Source organism: Jatrophihabitans telluris, assembly GCF_023516435.1.
Classification (GTDB): Bacteria; Actinomycetota; Actinomycetes; order Mycobacteriales; family Jatrophihabitantaceae; genus Jatrophihabitans_A; species Jatrophihabitans_A telluris.
Genome location: NZ_CP097332.1, coordinates 1,197,493 through 1,219,336, shown reverse-complemented (window position 1 = coordinate 1,219,336; position 21,844 = coordinate 1,197,493). Strand labels below are relative to the sequence as shown.

Below are 21,844 nucleotides of genomic sequence, written 5' to 3'. Positions count from 1 at the left end.
CTCGACCTCTTGACGGCCTGCTCTCGATCGGTCAGCGGCAGCGGGCCGGTTAGCAGCGGTGCCACCGGCGGGTCGGCTGGCGGGGCGAGTTCGTCGGGACAGCCTTCATCAGCGTCAGCGTCAGCATCAGCGACGGGCGAGATTTCGGGGTCGGCAGGAACACCCTCGCCGGTGTGCGCCGCCGCGGCGCCCGGCTCGAGCACCGGCCCGGCCGCTGCCGTCGCCCACCTGACAGTCCGGGTGCCCACCTCCGTCCCGGCCGGCGGCACCGTGCAGATCGAGAGCCGTCTGCACATCGCCTCCGACGGTCCACGCATCCTGACCGGACCGGCATTGGCCCGCATCCTCGTGATGCGGTACGGGACGGTAGTGGCGACGAGCACCGGGGCGAGCGCGCATTACCTCATGCCACTCACCTTGAGCGGCCCGAGCGAGCGAGCCATACCTGTCCTGCCGACCTCGGTGCGACTGCACGGGTGCGCCCCCGACGGCGGGGCATCGCCCTTGCCGGCCGGGCAATACTCCGTTGTTGCGGTGCTCGGTTATCGGCTCGACGGGTTGAACCTCGCGCCCAACGCCCCTGCCGACTCCGGCGCGATGTCGCCGTCACGCTCGGCACCAACGCCTGACCAGCAACGATTCCAGCTCGTCAGCGACCCCGTCACGTTCACCATCGCGTGAGCGGCTACCGCAACAGCTGGGGCCTCACCTGCCGGACAGGTGCAGCACGCTCATCGTCCGGGCCGCCAGCTGAGCTTCGCCGAGCGCGTTGGGATGCACGATGACCGGGTTGGTGCCCGCGAGGACCGGCTCGACCCACCGTGTACCGATTGCCTGACACGCGTCGTGCCCTTCGGAGACCGCGTTGAAGTCGACGTAGATCGAGCCGGTTGCGGTCGCGGCCCGCCGGACCGCATCGTTGAGGGTGGCCTGAATCCCTCGTAGGTAGGGCACATCTCCCGTGGCGACCGGCATCTGCGGGAAGCAGCCGCCGGACTTGGGCATGATCCACGGGTAGGACAGGATCGCGATCCTGGCGTGCGGGGCCGCGGCGTGCACTGCCGTGAGCGCTTTCACCAGAGCGGGATAGGTCGTGCCCGTGATGGTGTCGTGAAAGGAGGACCCGTACTTGTCCTGGCATGGACTGCCCTGGCCGAGCGTGGACAAGCCCGCGGTCCCGCAATCGGTGATGGCGTTGACGAACACGCCGCTGTCGTTACCGCCGATGGTCATCGTCACCAGCTGGGTGCTGCTCGGTACGGCATCGAGCTGGCGAGCGACGCCCTGGTACTGGGCGGTGAAGTAGTCCTTCGTCTCGGCGCCACCGCAGCTCACGTCTGTCAGTAGGGCACCGGTACGGGCGGCGATCACATGCGGATAGTTCACGGTGGATCTCAGACACTCCGGAGCGGCGGCGGGGTCGGGCGGCAGATTGCCCGACGCCGCGCTGTAGGAGTCGCCCAGGGCCACGTAACGCAACGGCGCCACCGCCGGTTGAGCACCGGTCGTGGCAGCGCCCGACGGCGTGGCAAGTGTGACGGCGGCGAGAATGGACACGGCAGCGAAGGTGATCATCGGTCGGCGCAAGGCAGGCCCCTCAGAGTCGGCGATAGCGGCAGCGAGGGTACGGACGTCGCTGGCCGTCTGGTCGTCTAACGAGGCGACGCGGACGCCGTTACGGACGGCGCCGGACAGCAATCGCTGATGCGGCCGGCTCAGGCACCATTCCGCCGCGTTTGGCGCACGAGGAATCCTCTGTCGTATCGCGAGGTTCGATCACGTTCTCGGCCGGGTTGGAGAGCGTCCGATGCGGTCGTCCCAGGGCGCCGAGTCCAGACTTGCCAGGTCATCGGGCACGTTGCGTGAGCGCAGCACCACCAGGGCGAACAGTCCGATGAAGACCGAGAAGAGCAACGTACCCACGATCAGCAGGTAGACGACGATCCGGCTGATGTGGGGCTTCATCGGCAACCAGTTCAATGTGCCCGTGATCGTCACCGGCGTCGACGCGAGCGCCATGTGCACGCTCCAGTTGCCGACCAGGTGCGCCGTTCCTGGGGCGGACTTCACCGCCGGCGGCCGGTCCACACCCATCCAGTGAATTCGGTGATCGTGCCAGCGAACCGAATGTCCGGTGCCTGTGTAGTGCCAGCTCGGGGGAAGGGTGCCTTCACCCAGCTGCGACAGGTCACCGAACAGACTCTGGTTCAGCGCCAGCGTTGGTGAATAGGAGTTTTCTGCCGTCCCTGCCGCATCGATCTTGAGGTAGGGCTCGCGGGCGTAACCCAGAACGATGAGCGCTTTGCCGGTCGTGTTGGCGACTTCGAGCCATTCGCCGCGGGGGTCGACCGCGGCGGTGACTCCGGCGATCGCCGGACTCATCCCGGTGAGCGTGGTGAGGTAGTGGGCAGCGTCCGGAATGGGGCGCCCGTTCGCCCCGTGCGCGGAGGCCGCCGGTGCGCTCAGCAGTCCGAGAACGGCACTCACGATGAGCAGAATGAGCAGGCGCGACAGGCGAAATCTGGGCATGGGCGAGTCCTACCGAACTGTCAGGGTGGTTGTGGTGGTGTACGCATCGAATTCGCCCGTCTGCACCACGAGGGTGATGGTCCACGATCCGGTTGCGGGCAACAGCAATCGATTGGCGATGAAATGGCCTGTCCCCGCCTGGATCAGGGGAATCGTCACCGGCCCACTGTCTGTGCCGCTAGCGCTGCCGTTCCGGGCCTGTGTCCGCCTCGCCTCCCCTCGCAGCTGCTGGACCTCGGCCAGGGCGCCGTCGGGGCCGTAGGTGTAGATGTGCAGTTCAAGCGCGCGGGCGCCACCGTCAACGGCTGTCACCTCCACGGTGACCGGCCCAGCCTTGATGGTCCGGTCCTGGACCGGGCGATAGGCCACCGACGCGGGCGTGCTGGACACGAGATCGGAGGTGATTGCGACCGCCGCCAGCAGAATCGCGGTTTCCAGGGCCACTGTCCGCCCGAGCCGGGCCGCGCGACGTCGGGAATCGAGCAGCCCGGGACGTGCGTGCAGCACGCTGGTCGACAGCGCTGCGACCACAAGCGCCGCCGCGACCAGGCCTATCTTCACCAGTAGTAGACGTCCGTAGGCGGTTCCCATCAGGGCACCCCACTCCGACACCTGCCGCAACGCCTGGACAACTCCGGTCACCGACAGCAGCGCGACCGAGATCACCGCCAGCCAGGAGAACCGGTGTACCGGACTCCAGAACGGCGAGGACGGCGAGTTCGCCCAGGTCGGCGCGGACCGTTCGAGTACCACTACCGGCGGTGCTGTGGCTGGCCCGGATCGGGCCGCGTCCGCGAGCCGGTCGGCCAGTGCGGGGGATTGCGCAAGCGCGGCTGGCCCCGCTTTAGCTCCTGCTGGTCGGCGCAGTTGCGGCAGCACGATCAGGACGAGCACCACGAGACCACCAAGCCACGCGGCCGCGGCCATCAGGTGGATCAGGTCGATGGCGATGGTGTAATTCCGCTGGCCCGCGTGCCCTTCGGACGCAACCGTGGCCATGATGGCGAGGCCCGCGGTGAGCAGCGCGGCACGCTCTCGCTTGGCCAGCGCCCTCGTCCGGATCAGAGCGAGGCCGAGCAGTAGCAGCATGACCAGGCGGATCAGGTGCGCGTGACCCAACCGCGTCGCGCTGATCGCCCGCACCGCGACCGGGTCAACGCTGGCTGACCATCCGCCTCCGATGTCGACTGCGGCCTGCAGAGCCAATCCGGCGGCGGTCGCGATCCCGGCTGCAGAAACCACCGCCCAGCACAGGACTTTCAGCCGCCGGTTCGTCCACAGCCCGGGTAGGCAGACGACCACAAAGACGATCGCCCCGACGAGGAGCAGCAATGCCGCGTAGCCGATGAATCTCGCCGACCCCAGGGCAACGGTCAGAGCTCGCGGTGAACCGCCCGGCGCTGTGGACGCGACCGTGCCCGGATGCCCCAGCGCGAAGGTGAACGATCCATGGACGGGATGGGAGTCGGCCGACACGACTCGCCACAGGACGAGGTAGCTTCCCTCGGCGAGGCCGGGTCTCAGCCGGACCGACACACGATTGGCGGCGCCGGCCGGGTGCTCGACGGTACCCTCGTCCACCCGCTTGCCGTCACCGGCCACGACCTGGATCGCGCCGAGGGACACCTCGACCGGCTCGTCGAATCCGAGCTCGATAGTGGCTTGAGGACGTCCGGGGGCGATCACAGAGCCCGGTGCCGGATCGGACGATTCGAGCACGGCGTGGGCGAATGCTCCGGGCGCAGCGGCCACCATGAGCAGGAACAAGCCTGCGACCAAAGCCGCGCAGAGCAGGCCACGGTTCGGCAGCACACCAGCCATGTCCATCCCCCGAAGGACCGCTGCACCCACAGCCGGACGGCAGTGTTCACGCGACCCTAACGGGCGCCCCGCGAGGAACCGAGTCTCGTGACAACACTGTCATCTGCCGGATCACCCCAGCCGGTGGTCCGATCGATGCACGATGACCGAGCCCAGGGATGCAGCACAGATCGGTGAGGTCCCTAATGCCACCGACTGCTGCCCGTCTTCCGTCCGGACGCACGGACGATGCGGTCTGATCCAGTCTTGCGATCGGCAACACCCTGCTCGGCCTCCACAGCTTTGCCGGCCTCCCCCGTGTCAGTGCTCTTGGGGTCTACGGGCTGGATCTTCTTTTCGCTCATCAGGTTCTCCCTTGATGGGTAGGCTTTCCGATGGGTAACAGTGTGTGCCCGCGTGGAGCCGGTGTATGTCAGCTGGCGAACATAAGCCCGGCCAGCGCGAATCAGGGCTGATCCAGGACGACGATGTGTGTGCGGCACAGCGCTGATGTTCGCCGCATTCAGAGTGGCGTGATCGCTCTCGGAGCTGGGCGGGGCGGCTCGCTCCGAACAGGTCAGTGACCGCTCCCTCAGACGTCCACGCCGTGCGCGGCCGAAGTCCACTCCGCCAGTTTCGCGGCTGCCTCGGTGAACGCGTGGTCGACGGTCATGATTTCGGCCCGACGCAAGGACTGGTCGTATCGTTCGTCGCCGAGATCGGCGCGAGCCTGGCCGAGTATCCGCTCGTGCAACCGCACCAGGCGCGGCACGCGGAGCCAGGCGGCGCGCAGTTCACGCCAGGCGACCCAGATCAGGATGGCTCCGACCTCGCTCCTCCGTAACGCGACGGCGACCGCTCCCGCCTGATACAAGGCCAGGCTCCTCACGAAGGAGGGATCAACGCTCTCGGCGATTGTCAGAAGCTCCACAGCATCCTTCGCTGCCGCTACGTAGTCTCCGATCTCAAGCAGCGAGTCGATCCGAGAGTCCAACGCCATGAACAGCCTGGTCGGAGCACCAACCTGGCGCGCCACCACGACCGCTCTCTCCGCGTGCTGCAGGGCCTCCTCAGCGTGGCCGACCCCTCTCGCGGCTTTCGAATAGACCTCGGACAGATGTTGAACGCTGTCGAGATTTCCCTGCGACTCAGCACGCAGGAGCAACGGTTCGACGAGTCGGATCGCGTCGTCCCATCGCATCACGTCGCAATACGCCTCCGCCATGTTCGAGTCGACCGCCGCCCGGTCCGGATCGTCGGCCGGCATCAATCGCTGCGCCGATTCAAGATGCGCGATCGGATCGTGGAAATCGCAAAAGGAAAGCACGTACTCCACAAAACCTTCCGCGGGAGCATCGGCTAGTTCCCGAGCCATGACGAGCGCTTGCTCGGCCGCAGCCAACACTTCCGGATCAGCATCCGGCGAGGCGCGTAACCGCGCGAGCGAGGCAAGAGCGTAGACGCGGGGCAGTGACCGCTCGCCCGCGGTGAGATGCAGGAGGCGTTCAAGCCAGTCGGCGCCCTGACCGGGGATTCCCTCCACGTGCCAGTAGAGACGTAGGTACCGGCCGAGTTCGAGGCCCTTATTCGGTTCCCCGCCAGAGCACGCCCAGGCCAGGGCGGCCCGAGTGTTGTGCTGGTCGCTGCGCAGGGCGGCGACCCAGTAGGCCATGTCCGCGCCGCTCATGGCGTGGTACGCCGCCTCGGCTCGGGAGCGGAACCAGTCGAGGTGCCGGTCGCGGAAGGAGTTGGTCTCCCCAGCTACGTTCAGCTTCGCCCGGGCGTGTTGCCGGATCGTCTCCAACATGCTGAAAGTCGTGTCGATGGCCGTGTGGTCGGCGACGAGCAGGCTGCGCTCGACCAGGCGTTGCACCAGGTCGACGACTTCGTCGGCGTCGAGGTCTGCGTCGGTGCAGACCGCTTCGATCGCCTCCAGGGTCGCTCCTCCGTGAAACACGCTCAACCTGCGGTAGAGGATCTGCTCCGCCCGTGTCAGCAGGTCGTGGCTCCAGTCCACCGCCGCCGCGAGGGTACGGTGCCGCTCGGGCGCACTACGCTCGCCCCCTTTGAGCAGCTTGAACCGATCGGACAGCCGGTCCAGAATCTGCGCCGGGCTCATCACCCGGGTCCGGCCTGCGGCCAGTTGCAGCGCGAGCGGGATTCCGTCCAATGCGGTGCACAAGCTGTTGACGATGTCGCGGTTCGTGTCGTCGATGACGAAGGACGGTGTCGTGGTGGCGGCGGCCTGTCCGAACAGCTCGGCTGCGTCGGACAACCGCAAGGGAGGAACCGGATAGACCCGCTCACCCGCGATCGCCAGCGGCTCCTGGCTGGTCGCCAGCACTCTGAGGTTCGGGGTGCCGCGCAGCAACGAGTGGATCGCCTTCGCCGCGGCGTCGACGACATGTTCACAGTTGTCGACGACGAGCAGGACCGCCTTCGCGCCGAGCTGCTCGATCGTCGTGTCGAGAATCGATCCATGCAGGCTCTGCCGCACTCCGGTGACGCCCCCGATCGCCGCGGCGACCAAGTCGGGATCAGTGAGCGGGGCAAGTTCCACAAGCCACACCCCGTCCGGATGCAGGGCCAAGACTTCGGCGGCGACCGCAACGGCCAGCCTCGTCTTACCGGAGCCGCCTGGCCCGGTCAGGGTGACCAGCCGGTGGCTTCCCAGCCGGGCGGCGACCTCGCCGACTTCGGCGTCTCGTCCCACCAGCGGCGTGAGTTCGGCGGGCAGGTTGTGCGTGACCGTGTCCAGCGAGGCCGGGGGCGGAAATTCGTCCGCTAGGCCAGGGTAGGCGACCTGGTGAACGCGTTCTGGCTCGGTCAGATCTCGCAATTTGTGGGTGCCCATATCCCGCAGCACGACCCCATCACCGAGCCGCGCCGCGGCGACATCCACCGTGGCCTGACTCAACAGGATCTGGCCCGGGTGGGCGATGCTACGAAGCCGGGCGCAGCGATTGACGGTATTCCCGTAGTAGTCACCGTCGCGCAGCTCGGTCTCACCGGTGTGCACGGCGATACGAACCCGGATGGGCCGAGGAGTCGACCAGGCCTCCGCCGCCAGCATGCGCTGAATACCGACGGCCGCCGCGATGGCGTCCGATGCACGCACGAAGACCGCGAACCGGGAGTCGCCCTCGCCGCGCGGCCGGATCAGCCACCCACCCGCCTGGGCCACCGCCGACTCGACCAGCTCATCGTGCCGGGCCATCGCCGCGCCCATCGTCACGGGCGCCTTCTCCCACATCGCCGTGGAAGCCGCGACGTCGGTGAACAAGAACGTGACCGTCCCCGTCGGCAATCGCGCATCGGCCACGCACCAGAGCGTAAGGCAGGACGCGCCGGGCCCGGCATATCAAGACCGACGGTCCACCACGTCCACCACAGGGATCGTGCCAACATCCGCAGGGACCGCAGAACCTGCCAGCGGTGCCACCGTCCCGATCGTTCAGCGTCGGGATCCGCTCGCCCGCCATCTGAGCGGCACTGGTGTCTCGTACCGTGCCGCCGCCGCGCCGCCGCCGCCGCCGCGACAAACGAACGGAGCCCCCGGTATGAAACGGGGGCTCCGCTGGGTGGAGGTGGCGGGAATCGAACCCGCGTCCTTCGTCGGTTTGATGGGCATTCTCCGGGCGCAGTGTGCGGTGTCTCTACTCGGCCCCACCGATCACGCACACAAGTCGGTGTGACAGGCCCAGTCGCTGTGAGGTGTCCCCTTCGCCCCCGCGACCGGGGCGAACGGTAAGTCACCTAGCTGATGCCAGCATCCGGGCCGGTGACGAACCCGGGCTGACAGACTTGCTGTCGCTGATTAGGCAGCGAGAGCGAAGTCAGCGCGATTGGAATCGGCGCTTATTTTTGTTTGCATCGCTTTTTTAACGAGGTCAGCAATGCGGTCCTCGGCCCGCTTCTCCGCATCTCGACGCACGAAGTCGAGACCATTCACCCCCAGTGACGGGAACCTTCTCACGACGGTTGCCGTGACCGTCCATTGTGCCATGCCGGGCAGCTCGGTGTCAGCGAGCGGTCAAGCCTTGCCGGATACCCCTCCCCCGTATACGCTGAGATATACCCCCTAGGGGTACCACAAGCGAGGAGCGGCCATGGACGTCGAGAACCCCCACCATCCGGGCTACGCAGACAACAAGGCGGCCCACCTGACCCGATTGCGGCGCATCGAGGGCCAGGTCCGCGGGTTGCAGCGAATGGTCGAGTCGGACACCTACTGCATCGACGTTCTGACCCAGGTGTCGGCCGCGACCAGGGCTCTGGAATCGGTGGCTCTCGGCCTGCTGGAGGAACACCTCACGCACTGTGTCACCGATGCGATCCACGCCGGTGGCGCCGAAGCGGACGCCAAGATCAAGGAAGCGACCGCCGCGATCGCCCGGCTCGTCAAATCGTGAGGGTGCCGGCACCCAGGCGAGCCGCGTACCCGAACGCCAACTGTGCACGAATCCACCCGACCCACCGAGGAAAGGCACCCACATGACCACCGCCGCATACCCCGTAACCGGCCTGACCTGCGAGCACTGCGCCCGAGCGGTCACCGAGGAGCTCTCCGCACTGGACGGCGTCGACACCGTCGAAGTCGAGCTCGTCGCCAACGGCACGTCCACCGTTCGCGTCCTCAGTCAGGCGCCGTTGACCGATTCCGCGGTCGCGGCCGCGCTGGACGAGGCCGGCGACTACCAGCTCGTGCCCCGGGACTGAGCGATGGGCCCGGCGTCTGCGAACAGCGCTCCCGACGAGGCTGAGCTTCAACTCGCGATTGGCGGGATGACCTGCGCCTCGTGTGCCGCCCGGGTCGAGAAGAAGCTCAACAAGCTCGATGGGGTGCAGGCCAGCGTCAACTACGCCACGGAGCAGGCCACCGTCCGGTTGCGCACGGACCGGGCACCCGACAGCCTCATAGCCACGGTGGAGGCGGCCGGTTACTCCGCCACCGTGCTGGACCGGGACCACCCTTGCGACGCGGCCGGGGCTGACGCCGAGCACCGCGCGCTGCGCGGTCGCCTGCTGTCCTGCGCTGCCTTCGCGATACCGGTGGTCGCGCTCAGCATGATCTCCGCCCTGCATTTCTCTGGCTGGCGGCTGCTGGCTCTCGTGCTTGCCCTGCCGGTCGTCACCTGGGGCGCCTGGCCGCTGCATCGCGCCGCCCTGATCAACGCACGGCACCGAGCCGCCACGATGGACACGCTGGTCAGCCTCGGCGTTGCGGTCGCCTTCGGCTGGTCGGTTGCGGGCGTGGTGGACGCCACCCGGGAGGTGTACTTCGAGGTTGCCGTCGTCCTGACCGTGTTCATCCTGCTCGGACGATTCCTCGAAGCGCGTGCCCGTTTCAGTTCCGGAGCGGCATTGCGAGCCTTGTTGGACCTGGGCGCGAAGGACGTCGCCGTGCTGCGCGACGGCGTCGAGGCACGAATCCCGGTCGCGCAGCTGGCGGTGGGCGATCGGTTCGTGACCAGGCCGGGCGAGAAGATCGCCACCGACGGGAGGATCGAGAGCGGTACCACCGCGGTAGACCTGTCGTTGCTGACCGGCGAGGCGGTGCCGGTCGAGCTGGGCGCCGGCGACCTGGTCACCGGTGCCACGATCAACCTCTCCGGACGGATCGTGGTCCGGGCGACTCGGGTCGGTGCCGACACCCAGCTCGCGCAGATCGGCCGTCTCGTCGAAGCCGCGCAGTCCGGCAAGGCGGCCGTTCAGCGACTGGCCGATCGCATCGCGGCTGTATTCGTCCCGATCGTGATCGCACTGTCGCTACTGACTTTCCTCGGCTGGCTGGCCACCGGACATCGGGCCGAGGCCGCCATGACCGCCGCGGTGGCCGTGCTGATCATCGCCTGTCCGTGCGCGCTCGGACTCGCGACCCCGACGGCGTTGCTGGTCGGCACCGGTCGTGGTGCCCAGCTCGGACTGCTCATCCGCGGGCCCCAGGTGCTGGAGTCCACTCGCCGCATCGACACCGTCGTGCTCGACAAGACCGGCACGGTGACCACGGGCGACATGACTCTGCGCCGGGTGCTCGCCCGCACCGGCACGGACCCGGTCCAACTGCTGTCCTGGGCTGGATCGGTCGAGGATGCCTCCGCTCATCCGATCGCCAGGGCCATCGCCGCCGCGGCAGCCGAACAGGGGCCCTTGGTGCCGGTCGAGTCCTTCACCGACACCGGCGGTCTCGGCGTCTCTGCGGTGCTGGGAACCGGGATTCTCGAGACCACATCGAGTACCGCCGTCATCGTCGGACGGCGCAACTGGTTGACCGAGCAGTGGTCGTTGACCCCTGACGACGACCTGGACGACGCCGCCGAAGCTGAGCAGGCACTGGGCCGCACACCGGTTTTCGTCGGCTGGGACGGCGAGATCCAAGGTGTGCTGGTCGTCGCCGACGAACCGAAACCAAGCTCCGCCGAAGCCGTCCGCCGGTTGCGTCGACTCGGGCTGCGGCCGGTGCTTCTGACCGGTGACAACAGCCGCGCAGCCCATGCGGTCGCCGCCGCTGTCGGCATCGACGAGGTGCTGGCCGAGGTACTGCCAGCCGAGAAGGCGAGCACCATAGCCTCGCTTCGCCGGTCCGGGCGGACCGTGGCGATGGTCGGAGACGGCGTCAACGACGCCGCCGCTCTGGCCGGCGCCGACCTCGGGATCGCTCTGGGCAGCGGCAGTGATGTCGCCATCGAGGCGGCCGACCTCACCCTCGTCCACGACGACCTGATCGCGGTGGTCGACGCCATCCGGCTCTCCCGGGCGACCCTGGCGGTGATCAAGGCCAACCTGTTCTGGGCCTTCGCCTACAACGTCGCCGCGATCCCGCTGGCGGCGGCGGGCCTGCTCAACCCGATGATCGCCGCGGCGGCGATGGCCTTCAGCTCCGTCTTCGTGGTGAGCAACAGCCTGCGACTGCGCCGGTTCCGGCCCTCGACGCCGCAGCGGCAACCGACCGATCGCCGCCGGAGCCCAGAACTGGATGCGTTGACCCCGACACGGTAGAAAGGGGCGATGGCCGACCAGGAGCGCGAGATCGAGTCCAAGTTCGACGTGGCCCCTGATTTTCTGCTCGGTGACCTCACCAGTCTGATCGGGCCGGAGGACAGCCTCGCCATCACCGACAACCAGCTGGTCAGCGTGTACTACGACACGCCGCAGGCCGACCTGCACCGCTCCCGGCTCACGTTGCGCCGCCGGACCGGTACCTCGGACACCGGCTGGCACCTCAAGGTCCCCGGGGAGGGGTTTCGTACCGAGCTGCGATGGCCGCTGGAGGGCAACGCGGGAATGCCGGAGGAGTTGCGCCGGCTGATCGCCCCCTTCACCCACGGCATCGAGGTCACCGAGATCATTCGGCTTCGGATCACCCGCACCCGCCACCGCATCGCCGACGGCCACGGTGACCTGCGAATGGAGTTCGCCGACGACCAGGTGCGGGCCGATGCACTCGAACTGCCGGTGCACACGCGGCGGTGGCACGAGGTCGAGGTCGAACTCGGGCCCTCAGGGACGGCTGCCGATCTCGACGCGAGCGCTGAGCTGCTGCTGTCCCGTGGCGCGTTCGTCTCCCGCTCCGGGTCGAAGCTCACCCGGGCCCTCTACGGCCAGAGCCGGCGTTCGGTGCCGGCCGACACCGCGGGCGGGGTGTTGCTCGACTATCTCGACACACAGGCCGACGCCATCACCGCCGGGCACTTCGCGATCTCGCTCATGCCCTTCGACCCCGAGGCGACGGACGAGCCGCACGAGGCGGTACACAAGACCCGCGTCGGCATTCGGCGTTACCGCGCGGCCCTGCGGGTGTTCGCCCCGATGGTCGACCGGAGCCGGGCCGCGCGCCTGGACGCGGAGTTGAAGTGGCTGGCCGCCGAACTGGGCGAGGTGCGTGACCGGGAGGTGCTGCGGATCCGGCTTCAGCGCGCCGTGGAGGACCTGCCCGCGTACTTGATCGTCGGACCCGTCGCGCGGCAGATCGATGAGATTCTGCTGGCGGAGTTGCACGAGCACGCAGACACGGTGCTGCGCATCATGAGTGAGCCGCGCTACCACGACCTGCTGGACGAGCTCGCGCAGTGGCGGGTAGACCCGCCGTTCACCGAGGCGGCCGACGCACCGACGAGCGAGCTGGCCGGCTACGTGCGAGCGGCACGGAAGACCTTGGCGCGCCGGATGAAACGGGCGAGCGCGCCCAACGCCCCGGACGAGCTGCTGCACCGTGCCCGCAAGGGCGGCAAGCGGGCGCGTTACGCGGCGGAGGCAACCGCCGACGTGCTCGGTTCGCAGGCCAGTCGCCTGGCGAAACGAGCGACGAAGCTGCAGACCCTGCTCGGCGAGCACCAGGACGCGGTCGTGGCCACCGCGCTGCTACGACGGATCGCCGACCAACTTGCTGAGCGAGGCGAGAATGCCTTCAGTTACGGGGTCCTGGTGGCCGAGCAGAGACGGGTCGCCGCTGAGTCGCGCGCAGCGGCCCAGGACGCGGCCCAGACCTGAGCCATCGGGCAGACCGTGCCGACAGACCGTACCGATTCACAGTGCCGACAGCCTGAACCGACAGGCTGAACCGACAGGCAGCGTTGTCGTTGCCCAGCAGGTCAGGGCAACGCCGGAAACTCCTTACTGAACGAGGCAAAAGTCTTCATGGGCCGGAAGCCCACTGACTCGTAGAGCGCGCCGGCGCCGGTCGGATTGATGGAATCGACGTCCAGATCAGCCCGCGTGTACCCGGCCTCGCTCGCCGCGGTCAGTGCCGCCACCAGACACGCTTTGGCGTAGCCGCGACCACGCGCGGCCCGAACCGTGCCGACGCGGCCGATGTAGAGCTCACCCGGCCGGTAGCTGTAGGACATCACGTAGGCCAAGACCTGGCCGTCGGGTCCGGGGACCAGGAAACTGAGTTCCGGACGGAACAATCGCAAGGCCAGGCCGTCGGCCCACTCCGCTTCGCTCTGCGGAGCCGAACCGAAATGGTCGGCGAATGCGGCGTTGTGGGCCGCGCGCAACGCTCCGGCCCAGTCCTCGGAATATCGGCGGACGTCGATCGCCGCGCGGATCGGTACGGCGGACGGGCCCGGCAGGCGAGGCCCCGGCAGGTCGCGGCGCATGAGCATGAAGTACCGGACGATCTCATAGCCCCGATCGGTCAGCAGCGGCCGGACCGGGTCGCCCTCGAGACCGCCCCCGACGCCGAGCTTGAGGTCGGCGCCGGGATGGCGCTCGGCCGCAAGCTCGCGGGCACGCGGCTCCAGCCGATCGAAGATCTTCGACGCGATCCCCTGACCGCGATGGTCGGGATGAACCGCACCACTCAGGTAGCCCGGGGCCTTGCCCTCGTTCAGCCCGTCCCGCACGCGCAGTTGGCCGTAGGCCACGAGGGTGCTCTCGCTCCACACGCCGATCGTGTCCAGCGCCGGGTCGAAGCCGGGAACGACCAATTCCTCGGCCAGGTCCTCGGGCTCGTAGAACTCCTCGGTGTCGTCAACGGTGGCCACCAGGTTGGTCAGCTCCGCCCAGGCCTGCACGTCGTCGGTGTCCAGCGGTCGCCACAGCAGTTCGCGGGTCGCGGTCATTCCGACTCCTTCTCGTCCTGGTCTGGGTGCTCGCCTGCGCCGGTCAGGCCGAGCAGCTCGGCGCCGTTGTGCCACAAGACTTGCCGCAGCCAATCATCGCCGCATTCCCACTCCAGAAGCGACTGAATTTGTTGCGCGTAGCTGTAGGGGATGTTCGGGAAGTCCGTGCCGAGCACGAGCTTGTGCGGCAGTTCGCGGTAACGCGCGATGACGTCGGCGGGGACCGGGGCGAACCGGCTCAGGTACGGCGTTCCCACCATCGTCGTGTCGAGACGCACGTTGGGGTAGCGCTCGGCCAGAGCCAGGTGCTCGGCGTACTCCGGCGCGCCCGCGTGGGCGATCACGGCCGCGAGTTTCCGATGGCGCGCCAGCACCACTTCGATGGGTCCGGGGCCGGTGAAGCGGCCTGGTAGCGGCCCGGAGCCACAGTGCACCACCACGGGAATGCCCGCGTCGGCCAGCAGCCCCCAGACCGGGTCGAGGACGTCGTCCGAGGGATCGAACTCCCCCACCTGGACGTGCACCTTGAAGATCTTCGCCCCGGATTCGACCGCGCCGGCCACGTAACGCTCGGCCCCGGGCTCGGCGAAGAAGGTGGCGCTGTGCACGGCCTGCGGATGCTTGGCGGCGAAGCCGGCGCACCAGTCGTTGAGCCACGCCGCCATGCCGGGCTTGTGCGGGTAGGCCAGGGTCGGGAACCGGGTGACACCGAAGCCCGCCAGGAGCGCGATTCGCTCGTCCTCGGACCGCTTGTAGTGAATCGGCCAGGGCAGACCGTAGTGCTTGTCGGCCTCGTCGAAGAAGTGCCAGACCTTGTCGAGCATGCGCGGTGGCAGGAAGTGCACGTGGACGTCGGCCAGCCCCGGCAGCCCCAGGGCGCGCCAGACGTCGGGCACCTGCTCGTCGGTGAGCATCGCGGTCAGTCGGACATGCCCTTGGCACGCCGTCCCAGCGCTTTTCGGATGTCGCGGTCGGCATCGCGCTTGGCGAGATCCTGGCGCTTGTCGTAGGACTTCTTGCCGCGGGCCAGGGCTAGTTCGACCTTGACCTTGCCGTCGGAGAAGTACAGCGACAGCGGCACCAGGGTCAGCCCGGACTCCTGAGTCTTGCCGATCAGCCGCAGGATCTCGCCCTTGTGGAGCAGCAGCTTGCGGACGCGCCGCGGCTCGTGGTTGGTCCAGGAACCCTGCTCGTACTCGGGGATGTGGACGCCGTGCAGGAAGACCTCACCGCCGTCGATGGTGGCAAATCCGTCCACCAGCGAGGCTCGTCCCAGCCGCAACGACTTGACCTCGGTGCCCTTGAGCACGATCCCGCACTCGAACTCGTCCACCACCGCGTAGTCGTGACGGGCCTTCTTGTTCTGCGCGATCAGCTTGCGGATCGGGGCGTTCGACGATTTCGCCGAGGACCGGGCGGTTGCGGTGGCCATACGTTCAACCTACAGGCGGACGAGCAGGCGCAGAGTGCTCCAGGCGGTCAGTGCGGCCAGGACAATGCCGGCCAACAGCCCGACACCGCCGGCCAGAATGATGTCGTTGCCATCCAGCGAGGGCAGCACGTGCGCCTTCACCTGGTCACCGAAGACGTGGTCCAGGGTGTAGAAGACGCCGGCCCACATCATGAACATCGCGATCACGCCGCCGGCCAGGGCGGCGATCACCGCCTCGATGATGAAGGGCAACTGGGTCATCAACCGGGACGCGCCCACCAGGCGCATGATCCCGGTTTCGTTGCGCCGCTGGGCGGCGGCCACCTGGATCGTGTTGGCCATCAGGACGACGGCGCAGATCCCGACGATGAAGGCCATGATCTGGGTCGCGAACCGGGCCGAGGAGAACAGGTTGAGGATGACGTTGAGCTGCTCGCTCTGGTTCTGCACCGAGTCCACGCCCGCGGCCTTGGAGTACTTCTCGGCCACGGTGACGTAGTCCTTCTTGACGTCGGTCAGCTTCAGCGTGAACGAGGCGGGAAAGACGTCGGTGCCGGCTTCCTGCACCAGGGCCTTGCCCAGCAGCTGCTCGCCGCGCTTGGTGGCCTCGGCCTGGCTGATGTAGGTGAAGGACTTGATCATCGGATCGGAGCTCAGCTGGGTGCGCAGAGCGTTGGTCTGCGGGCCGGTCACCGATGCCTTGCAGGTCGATCCGGCCGCGCCGACGGCGCTCTTGGAGCACAGGAACACCGAGACGTTGATCCGGCTCTCGTACAGCTGCTTGAACTTGTTGATTTCCTTGCTGATGAGCAAGGCACCGCCCAGGAAGGTCAGTGAGATCGCCGTGGACAGGACCAGGGCGATCGTCATGCTGACGTTTCGACGGAGTCCGGTCGCGACACCGGACATGAGGAAGCCTGCGCGCATGATGTCCTAACTGATTTGGCCGCCGATCGTGCCGGGATCGAGCACCCGGTACGGCGGGGTGATTAGCTCAGCGGCCGACGCCGTAGACGCCGCGGTTCTGGTCGCGCACGATGTGGCCCAGGTCCAGCTCGATGACCCGGCGCCGCATCGCGTCGACGATGTTGTTGTCGTGGGTCGCCATGACGACCGTGGTGCCTTTGCGGTTGATGCGCTCGAGCAGTCCCATGATGCCCTGGCTGGTGTCCGGGTCGAGGTTGCCGGTGGGCTCGTCGGCCAGCAGCACCAGGGGGCGGTTGACGAACGCCCGGGCGATGGCCACCCGCTGCTGCTCGCCGCCGGAGAGCTCGTGCGGGTAGCGGTGCGACTTGCCGTCGAGGTTGACCATTTCCAGCACCTCGGGGACGCTGCGGCTGATCACCCGCTGGGACTTGTTGATGACTTCCAGGGCGAAGGCGACATTCTCGAACACGGTCTTCTTGGGCAGCAGCCGGAAGTCCTGGAAGACGCATCCGATGCCGCGGCGCAACTCGGGGACCTTGCGCCCGGGCAGCTTGGCGATGTCCTTGCCGTTGACGATGACGTGGCCCTTGGTCGGAGTGTCCTCGCGCAGCAGCAGCCGCAGGACACTGGACTTGCCGGAGCCGGAGGCGCCGATGAGGAACACGAACTCACCCTTGTCGATGTCGAGGGACACCGCGTCGAGGGCCGGACGCGTACTCGCGGCATAGATCTTGGTGACGTTCTGGAGCGCAATCACGGGAGTCGATCCTACCTGTCGGTAATCAGATGCCCGGTTTGGTGGGATTTCCTCAGCGATTCGCCCCGGGAGCGGGCAGGTCAAGTGCGGTGGGGCTGAGTCGCGGCTGAGTCGCGGGCGGGCCGGTTCGGTCGGCGGAGTCGCGGGCGGGCCGGTGCGGGCGGCCGGCTGGGTCAGGCGGATCGGCGCCAGCGGATGCCGGCTTCGATGAAGTCGTCGATCTCACCGTCGAGGACCGCGGCCGGGTTGCCGACCTCGTGTTCGGTGCGCAGGTCCTTGACCATCTGGTAGGGGTGCAGCACGTAGGACCGCATCTGGTTGCCCCACGAGGTGCCGCCGTCCTTGAGGGCGTTGAGCTTGGCCTGTTCTTCTTCGCGGCGTCGTTCGAGCAGCTTGGCCTGCAGCACGCCCATGGCCGAGGCACGGTTCTGGATCTGGCTGCGCTCGTTCTGGCAGCTGACGACGATGCCGGTGGGCAGGTGGGTGATGCGGACGGCCGAGTCGGTGGTGTTCACGCCCTGGCCGCCCGGGCCCGAGGATCGGTAGACGTCCACGCGAAGGTCGTCCTCGTTGATGTCGACGTGGTCGGACTGTTCCACGACCGGCAGGACCTCGACGCCGGCGAAGCTGGTCTGGCGGCGTCCCTGGTTGTCGAACGGGCTGATCCGGACCAGGCGGTGGGTGCCCTGCTCGACGGAGAGGGTGCCGTAGGCGTACGGAGCCTTGATCTGGAAGGTCGCGGATTTGATGCCCGCTTCTTCGGCGTAGGAGGTGTCCAGTACGTCGACCGGGTAGTTGTGACGCTCGGCCCAGCGGGTGTACATGCGCATGAGCATTTCGGCAAAGTCCGCGGCGTCGACGCCACCGGCCTCGGAGCGGATGGTGACGAGGGCCTGGCGGGAGTCGTACTCGCCGGACAGGAGGGTTTGGACCTCCATCTCGTCGACGGACTTGCGCAGCTTGACGACTTCTTCCTCGACCTCGGCCCGGGCGCCGACCGCCTCGTTTCCCGCGCTCTCGTCCTCGGCCATCTCCCACAGGACTTCGGCGTCGTCGATGCGGGAGCGCAGGTCTTCCACGCGCCGGATCTGACCCTGGGTGTGGCTCAGGTCGGAGGTGACCTTCTGCGCGTTCTCCTGGTCGTTCCAGAGATCGGGGTCGGTCGCGAGCTTCTCCAGCTCCACTACCCGCTCGCGGAGCTTGGGCAGGTCGAGCACCTTCTCGACGCTGGACAGAGTCGCGGAGAGTTCCTTGAGTTCGGCTACTACGTCGGTCACAACCATTCAGGCTACCGGTCGAGCGGTCTCGGGTGGACCGTAGGAATGGGGGGGAGGTCCCACCCGAAGCTGCGCAGCCGCTCATCGGGCGTCGCGGAAGTCGTCGACGTGCACGACATACCGGCCGATCAGGGTGATGCCGCGACCGGTGACGACGCTCGGGATGCCGGGCAGCCGCTCTCGCCGGATCACGCACACCGCGAACTCGGCACCAGGCTCCAGGTCCGGTGCGATCGCGGTAGCTGAGCAGTCCTGCGCGGCGGAGACGTAGCGCAGCTGGACCTGCGATGGATTGAGACCGTGGCCGGCCAGTGCCACGCGCAGGGCGACGTTCGCGCGGGCCGCGGAGTCCTGGCTGTCCCGGCCGGTGGCCAACGCCCGTCCGACGTCGCGAGCAGCGGCGGTGACCGACAGCCGGGTGCGCTGCACCTCGGCGACGGCCACGATGAAATACACCAGTGGAACCATGATCAGCAGAGCCAGGAACACGAACTCAACGATCGCGTTGCCGGCGTCGTCGTCATAAGCGGTGCCGGCGTCCGTGTCAGGTGCCAGCGAGGTGCTGCTCATGGCGACTCGCGTAGGGCCTCGGCCCGGGTGTCGATCGTCACGAAGGCTCCGGCCGGGACGAACAGTGACCGGATCTTTCCGTGACACGCCACCGATTCGGTAGCCAGACCGCTCGCCCGGTCGACGCTGGCCCCCCCGCTGCACGTCAGTGCCGACGAGGTCTGGGCGCCGACCGCCGTTCGGAGCAGCTCGTTTGCGCGCGCTGGCCCCGCGGATGGCTCGACGTTGGCGTTGGCGCCGTATCGGGCGCCGTCGGCTGCCGCCGCTGCGGCCATCGACTTGATGTACAGCACGGCCGCGAGCTGCAACACGGCGAACAGCAGCGTGAGCAACAGGACCAGCACGAGGACGAACTCCGTCACGGCGGCACCGCGGTCGGCCGCGTCGGGCGCTGCTTCGGTCCGCGACGCGGGGTAGGAGCGGCGCCGGGCCAACTCGCGGACGACGCCGCTGATCCCGGGAGCCTTGGACCGCTTGCTCACTTTGCGTTGGTCACCTGCTTGAGCGCGCCGGTCACGGCGTTCTTCAGCGGCTCCTCGAAGAAGCCGAGGATGAACACGACCAACGCGGCCGTCATGATCGTCACCATCACCCAGCCGGGAACATCACCACGCTCCCTCTCGCCGGGTGAACTCGTCCTGCCGGCCGGGCTGATCGCCCGAACCTTCGCCATGATCCATAGGGCCACAAGGTTGATGCCCATCTCGCTCATGCGGTATTCCTTTCTTTCGGTGCGGCCGAGGGCTTCAGCCGCGATGGGGGGTGTGCTCGAAGGCGCGAGCCGCAATCGGTTCTTGCACAGAACCGGGTTGATCAACTCGCCAATGAAGACAGGGTGAGAAGACCGGGGTAGAGCGCGAACAGGATGGTGACCGGCAGGATCAGGAAGACGACCGGAGCCATCATCTGGATCTCTTTTCGGCTGCCCGCCTCGAGCAGTTCTCGTTTGGCCTCTTCCCGAACATCAGCGGCCTGGGCGCGGATCACCTCGGCCAGTGGCGTCCCGCGTTCGATGGCGACAATGAGCCCATCGAGGAATCGAATAACGGATTCCACCGTGCTGCGCTGGGCGATCTCGTGCAGCGCCTGCGTGATCGGCGCGCCGGCACGGGCAGCGTCCAAGGCGGATCCGAGTTCGTGGGTCAGTTCACCCTCGGCCAGGCGGCACACTCGTTGCACCGCGTCGACCGGGGCCTCGCCGGCAATCACGGACAGCGCCAGGAGGTCGGCGACGACCGGGAACTCCGCGACGATGGCCTGCTCGCGGCGTTCAAGTTGCCTACTCAGCCACCAGTCCCGTGCCAGCACGCCCGCGGCCGCGCCGATGCCCGCCGCGATCAAGACGAGGACCACATCGGCGGATCCGCGCGCGGCCAGCGCGAGCAGCGCAAGGAGACCGGCTGACACGGTGCCGGCCACACCCCAGATGATCTGCTCGACCCGGAAGTCCTCGACGGTAGCGGTGCTGGCGAGGCCGCCCAGACGGCGGCGGACTGATTCTGAACCGCCGACCAGCCTGTCCACCCACCGAACCGCATCGCTCACCGCCGGTCCTGCGAGCCGGCGGATCGCCGCGAACGGCTCCTTCGAGCTCGGCGGCCTGGCGAGCAGTTTCGAAGGGGCTGGAGTGTCGCCCACGTAGGGCGCGACGCGGTCGATGAGCCGGATCGGCCGACTCGGCGGTGCAGCTCGCACCGCCAGGATCAGCCCGGCCGAGACCAGGAACCCCAACAACGCTCCGGTCCACCCGGCGCTCATCGGACCGGCCCCGAGCGACAGCAGACGCTCATCGAAGCACCCGCGCCTCTTCCGGTAACCGCCCGATCCGCACCATGACGCGGTACGCGAGCAGACAGATACCGGCTCCTGCGGCGAGCAGCACGACACCGCCACCGGAGTTATAGGCGCGCAGCGTGGCCGGCTGAGTACCGAGCAGAAGAAGCACCAGCCACGGTGCGGCGACCGCGAGCCGGGCCGCGTTGACCGTCCATGACTGTCGCGTTTCCAGCTCCGCCCGAGTCCTGCCATCGGCTCGCAGCAACTCGGACAGCGTGCGCAGCACTGTTCCCAAGTCACTGCCCCCCACATCGCGGGCCACCCGGAGGGTCTCGCAGACCCGGTCACCTACCGGATCAGACAGCTCGTGCTTGAGGGAATCCAGACAGGTTGAGAACCGACCACTCGCGCGGTATTCGATCGCGAAGCGGGTGAAGGCGGGGCGGAGCGGTTCCGGACCCCGAACGGCGAGGGCCGAGATGCCCTCCGGCAGGGACATTCCAGCCCGGACGGCCGAGGCCAGATTGTCGATGGCCTCGGGCCACAGTTCGCGAAGGGCGAACTGCCTGCGTCCCCGCATCCGCAGGACCATCGCCATGGGTGCCGCTGCCGCGAACGCCGCGAAGCACACGGCGACAGGGACCGCACCGGTCATGACCTCAACTGCGACGAAGGCGAACACCCCGCAACCGGTTTGGAGCACGGACAGCTGAGCGGAGCTGACCCCGGTAACCCCCGCCTGCCGAAGAAGTTCCTCCCGCCCGGCCGACCACCGCCGCCGGCGGGTGGACTGTTTGGGCGCCCGCGCCCCGCTACGCCACATCAGCAGGAGACCGAGCCCGGCGACCAGTCCGAGCAACGCACCCATATCAGCTGCCGTCCATGAGGTTGCCGGAATTGACGCTCGTCGGAGCGAACGGTGCGAGCAGGTGAGCAAGATCGTGCCCGGCTCGTAGAAATCGCTTCGGGTGCGGCGGGTAACCGTCCGCGCGCTCGAGACGTTCTGCGCGGTGAGTGAAGATTTCCGACGTCTCGATGACGTCGCCCTCAGAGCGGCCGGTGACCCCAAGGATCTCGGTGACACGGCGGTGACCGCGGTGATCGGTGCCCAGGTGCACCACGAGATCAACCGAGGCCGCGACGGTCGGAACGACGAACGTTGTCGGAGAGAATTGTTCGCTCCGCCGAGGGCCAGCGTTTACGGCGTTCT

21 protein-coding genes and 1 other RNA gene are annotated in these 21,844 nt (G+C 67.8%); 5 read left to right on the top strand and 17 right to left on the bottom strand.

Going from position 1 to position 21,844, the window contains the following annotated elements; all coding sequences use genetic code 11:
- The first annotated feature begins 171 nt into the window (after positions 1-171).
- A complete protein-coding gene (locus tag M6D93_RS05820; RefSeq protein WP_249773420.1) occupies positions 172-681 on the top strand; it encodes a hypothetical protein in 510 nt (169 codons plus the stop codon).
- Positions 682-705: 24 nt separating this feature from the next.
- On the opposite strand, the gene M6D93_RS05815 is transcribed toward M6D93_RS05820, so the two are convergent.
- The 6 genes from M6D93_RS05815 to ssrA all read right to left on the bottom strand — a co-directional run bounded on the left by M6D93_RS05815 (position 706) and on the right by ssrA (position 8,285).
- Positions 706-1,575, bottom strand: coding sequence for an SGNH/GDSL hydrolase family protein (locus M6D93_RS05815; protein ID WP_249773419.1), 870 nt, complete (start codon positions 1,573-1,575; stop codon positions 706-708).
- Between the two features lie 201 nt (positions 1,576-1,776).
- Entirely contained in the window at positions 1,777-2,529 is a 753-nt protein-coding gene (locus M6D93_RS05810; RefSeq protein WP_249773418.1) for a hypothetical protein, read from the bottom strand.
- A gap of 9 nt (positions 2,530-2,538) precedes the next feature.
- A complete protein-coding gene (locus M6D93_RS05805) occupies positions 2,539-4,350 on the bottom strand; it encodes a copper resistance CopC/CopD family protein (RefSeq protein ID WP_249773417.1) in 1,812 nt (603 codons plus the stop codon).
- Positions 4,351-4,532: 182 nt separating this feature from the next.
- The gene (locus tag M6D93_RS05800) at positions 4,533-4,694 is read right to left on the bottom strand and encodes a hypothetical protein (RefSeq protein WP_249773416.1); all 162 of its coding nucleotides are present in this window, start codon (positions 4,692-4,694) and stop codon (positions 4,533-4,535) included.
- Positions 4,695-4,921: 227 nt separating this feature from the next.
- On the bottom strand, positions 4,922-7,651 hold the full coding sequence (locus M6D93_RS05795) for an ATP-binding protein (protein ID WP_249773415.1): 2,730 nt from the start codon (positions 7,649-7,651) through the stop codon (positions 4,922-4,924).
- A 257-nt stretch (positions 7,652-7,908) separates the two neighbouring features.
- Positions 7,909-8,285: a transfer-messenger RNA gene (ssrA, locus tag M6D93_RS05790) on the bottom strand.
- A gap of 153 nt (positions 8,286-8,438) precedes the next feature.
- On the opposite strand from ssrA, the gene M6D93_RS05785 reads away from it, so the two are divergent.
- The 4 genes from M6D93_RS05785 (at position 8,439) to M6D93_RS05770 (ending at position 12,819) form a co-directional block, all read left to right on the top strand.
- Entirely contained in the window at positions 8,439-8,741 is a 303-nt protein-coding gene (locus tag M6D93_RS05785) for a metal-sensitive transcriptional regulator (protein ID WP_249773414.1), read from the top strand.
- An 82-nt stretch (positions 8,742-8,823) separates the two neighbouring features.
- Positions 8,824-9,048 carry a heavy-metal-associated domain-containing protein gene (locus M6D93_RS05780; RefSeq protein WP_249773413.1) on the top strand — a complete coding sequence of 75 codons (225 nt, stop codon included), beginning with the start codon at positions 8,824-8,826 and terminating at the stop codon, positions 9,046-9,048.
- Between the two features lie 3 nt (positions 9,049-9,051).
- Positions 9,052-11,328, top strand: coding sequence for a heavy metal translocating P-type ATPase (locus M6D93_RS05775; RefSeq protein ID WP_249773412.1), 2,277 nt, complete (start codon positions 9,052-9,054; stop codon positions 11,326-11,328).
- A 9-nt stretch (positions 11,329-11,337) separates the two neighbouring features.
- Positions 11,338-12,819 carry a CYTH and CHAD domain-containing protein gene (locus M6D93_RS05770; protein WP_249773411.1) on the top strand — a complete coding sequence of 494 codons (1,482 nt, stop codon included), beginning with the start codon at positions 11,338-11,340 and terminating at the stop codon, positions 12,817-12,819.
- 101 nt (positions 12,820-12,920) lie between these two features.
- Here M6D93_RS05770 and M6D93_RS05765 read toward each other — a convergent pair whose 3' ends face one another.
- The 11 genes from M6D93_RS05765 to M6D93_RS05715 form a co-directional block, all read right to left on the bottom strand.
- Positions 12,921-13,895, bottom strand: coding sequence for a GNAT family N-acetyltransferase (locus M6D93_RS05765; protein WP_249773410.1), 975 nt, complete (start codon positions 13,893-13,895; stop codon positions 12,921-12,923).
- Positions 13,892-14,809, bottom strand: a complete 918-nt coding sequence (locus tag M6D93_RS05760; protein WP_249773409.1) for an amidohydrolase family protein — start codon at positions 14,807-14,809, stop codon at positions 13,892-13,894. The genes M6D93_RS05765 and M6D93_RS05760 overlap by 4 nt, the downstream gene beginning before the upstream one ends.
- A 5-nt stretch (positions 14,810-14,814) precedes the next feature.
- Positions 14,815-15,327, bottom strand: a complete 513-nt coding sequence (smpB, locus tag M6D93_RS05755) for an SsrA-binding protein SmpB (protein ID WP_249773408.1) — start codon at positions 15,325-15,327, stop codon at positions 14,815-14,817.
- A 9-nt stretch (positions 15,328-15,336) separates the two neighbouring features.
- Complete coding sequence (ftsX, locus tag M6D93_RS05750) at positions 15,337-16,197, bottom strand: permease-like cell division protein FtsX (protein WP_249773407.1); 861 nt, start codon at positions 16,195-16,197, stop codon at positions 15,337-15,339.
- A 124-nt stretch (positions 16,198-16,321) separates the two neighbouring features.
- The gene (gene ftsE, locus M6D93_RS05745) at positions 16,322-17,011 is read right to left on the bottom strand and encodes a cell division ATP-binding protein FtsE (RefSeq protein ID WP_249773406.1); all 690 of its coding nucleotides are present in this window, start codon (positions 17,009-17,011) and stop codon (positions 16,322-16,324) included.
- Positions 17,012-17,184: 173 nt separating this feature from the next.
- Entirely contained in the window at positions 17,185-18,294 is a 1,110-nt protein-coding gene (gene prfB / locus M6D93_RS05740; protein WP_347343523.1) for a peptide chain release factor 2, read from the bottom strand.
- 75 nt (positions 18,295-18,369) lie between these two features.
- On the bottom strand, positions 18,370-18,858 hold the full coding sequence (locus M6D93_RS05735) for a TadE/TadG family type IV pilus assembly protein (RefSeq protein ID WP_249773404.1): 489 nt from the start codon (positions 18,856-18,858) through the stop codon (positions 18,370-18,372).
- Entirely contained in the window at positions 18,855-19,340 is a 486-nt protein-coding gene (locus M6D93_RS05730) for a TadE/TadG family type IV pilus assembly protein (RefSeq protein WP_249773403.1), read from the bottom strand. Before M6D93_RS05730 ends, M6D93_RS05735 begins: the two co-directional genes overlap by 4 nt.
- Positions 19,337-19,675 carry a hypothetical protein gene (locus M6D93_RS05725; RefSeq protein WP_249773402.1) on the bottom strand — a complete coding sequence of 113 codons (339 nt, stop codon included), beginning with the start codon at positions 19,673-19,675 and terminating at the stop codon, positions 19,337-19,339. Before M6D93_RS05725 ends, M6D93_RS05730 begins: the two co-directional genes overlap by 4 nt.
- On the bottom strand, positions 19,672-20,616 hold the full coding sequence (locus M6D93_RS05720; protein WP_249773401.1) for a type II secretion system F family protein: 945 nt from the start codon (positions 20,614-20,616) through the stop codon (positions 19,672-19,674). Before M6D93_RS05720 ends, M6D93_RS05725 begins: the two co-directional genes overlap by 4 nt.
- 28 nt (positions 20,617-20,644) lie before the next feature.
- Positions 20,645-21,502, bottom strand: a complete 858-nt coding sequence (locus M6D93_RS05715; protein ID WP_249773400.1) for a type II secretion system F family protein — start codon at positions 21,500-21,502, stop codon at positions 20,645-20,647.
- Positions 21,503-21,844 lie beyond the last annotated feature (342 nt).

What these genes read in the sequence shown, in the direction of transcription:
- M6D93_RS05815 (WP_249773419.1), bottom strand. Translation starts at nt 1,575, where the DNA reads ATGATCACCTTCGCTGCCGTGTCCATTCTCGCCGCCGTCACACTTGCC.
- M6D93_RS05810 (WP_249773418.1), bottom strand. Translation starts at nt 2,529, where the DNA reads ATGCCCAGATTTCGCCTGTCGCGCCTGCTCATTCTGCTCATCGTGAGT.
- M6D93_RS05805 (WP_249773417.1), bottom strand. Translation starts at nt 4,350, where the DNA reads ATGGCTGGTGTGCTGCCGAACCGTGGCCTGCTCTGCGCGGCTTTGGTC.
- M6D93_RS05800 (WP_249773416.1), bottom strand. Translation starts at nt 4,694, where the DNA reads ATGAGCGAAAAGAAGATCCAGCCCGTAGACCCCAAGAGCACTGACACG.
- M6D93_RS05785 (WP_249773414.1), top strand. Translation starts at nt 8,439, where the DNA reads ATGGACGTCGAGAACCCCCACCATCCGGGCTACGCAGACAACAAGGCG.
- M6D93_RS05780 (WP_249773413.1), top strand. Translation starts at nt 8,824, where the DNA reads ATGACCACCGCCGCATACCCCGTAACCGGCCTGACCTGCGAGCACTGC.
- M6D93_RS05775 (WP_249773412.1), top strand. Translation starts at nt 9,052, where the DNA reads ATGGGCCCGGCGTCTGCGAACAGCGCTCCCGACGAGGCTGAGCTTCAA.
- M6D93_RS05770 (WP_249773411.1), top strand. Translation starts at nt 11,338, where the DNA reads ATGGCCGACCAGGAGCGCGAGATCGAGTCCAAGTTCGACGTGGCCCCT.
- M6D93_RS05765 (WP_249773410.1), bottom strand. Translation starts at nt 13,895, where the DNA reads ATGACCGCGACCCGCGAACTGCTGTGGCGACCGCTGGACACCGACGAC.
- M6D93_RS05760 (WP_249773409.1), bottom strand. Translation starts at nt 14,809, where the DNA reads ATGCTCACCGACGAGCAGGTGCCCGACGTCTGGCGCGCCCTGGGGCTG.
- smpB (WP_249773408.1), bottom strand. Translation starts at nt 15,327, where the DNA reads ATGGCCACCGCAACCGCCCGGTCCTCGGCGAAATCGTCGAACGCCCCG.
- ftsX (WP_249773407.1), bottom strand. Translation starts at nt 16,197, where the DNA reads ATGACGATCGCCCTGGTCCTGTCCACGGCGATCTCACTGACCTTCCTG.
- prfB (WP_347343523.1), bottom strand. Translation starts at nt 18,294, where the DNA reads ATGGTTGTGACCGACGTAGTAGCCGAACTCAAGGAACTCTCCGCGACT.
- M6D93_RS05735 (WP_249773404.1), bottom strand. Translation starts at nt 18,858, where the DNA reads ATGAGCAGCACCTCGCTGGCACCTGACACGGACGCCGGCACCGCTTAT.
- M6D93_RS05720 (WP_249773401.1), bottom strand. Translation starts at nt 20,616, where the DNA reads ATGAGCGCCGGGTGGACCGGAGCGTTGTTGGGGTTCCTGGTCTCGGCC.
- M6D93_RS05715 (WP_249773400.1), bottom strand. Translation starts at nt 21,502, where the DNA reads ATGGGTGCGTTGCTCGGACTGGTCGCCGGGCTCGGTCTCCTGCTGATG.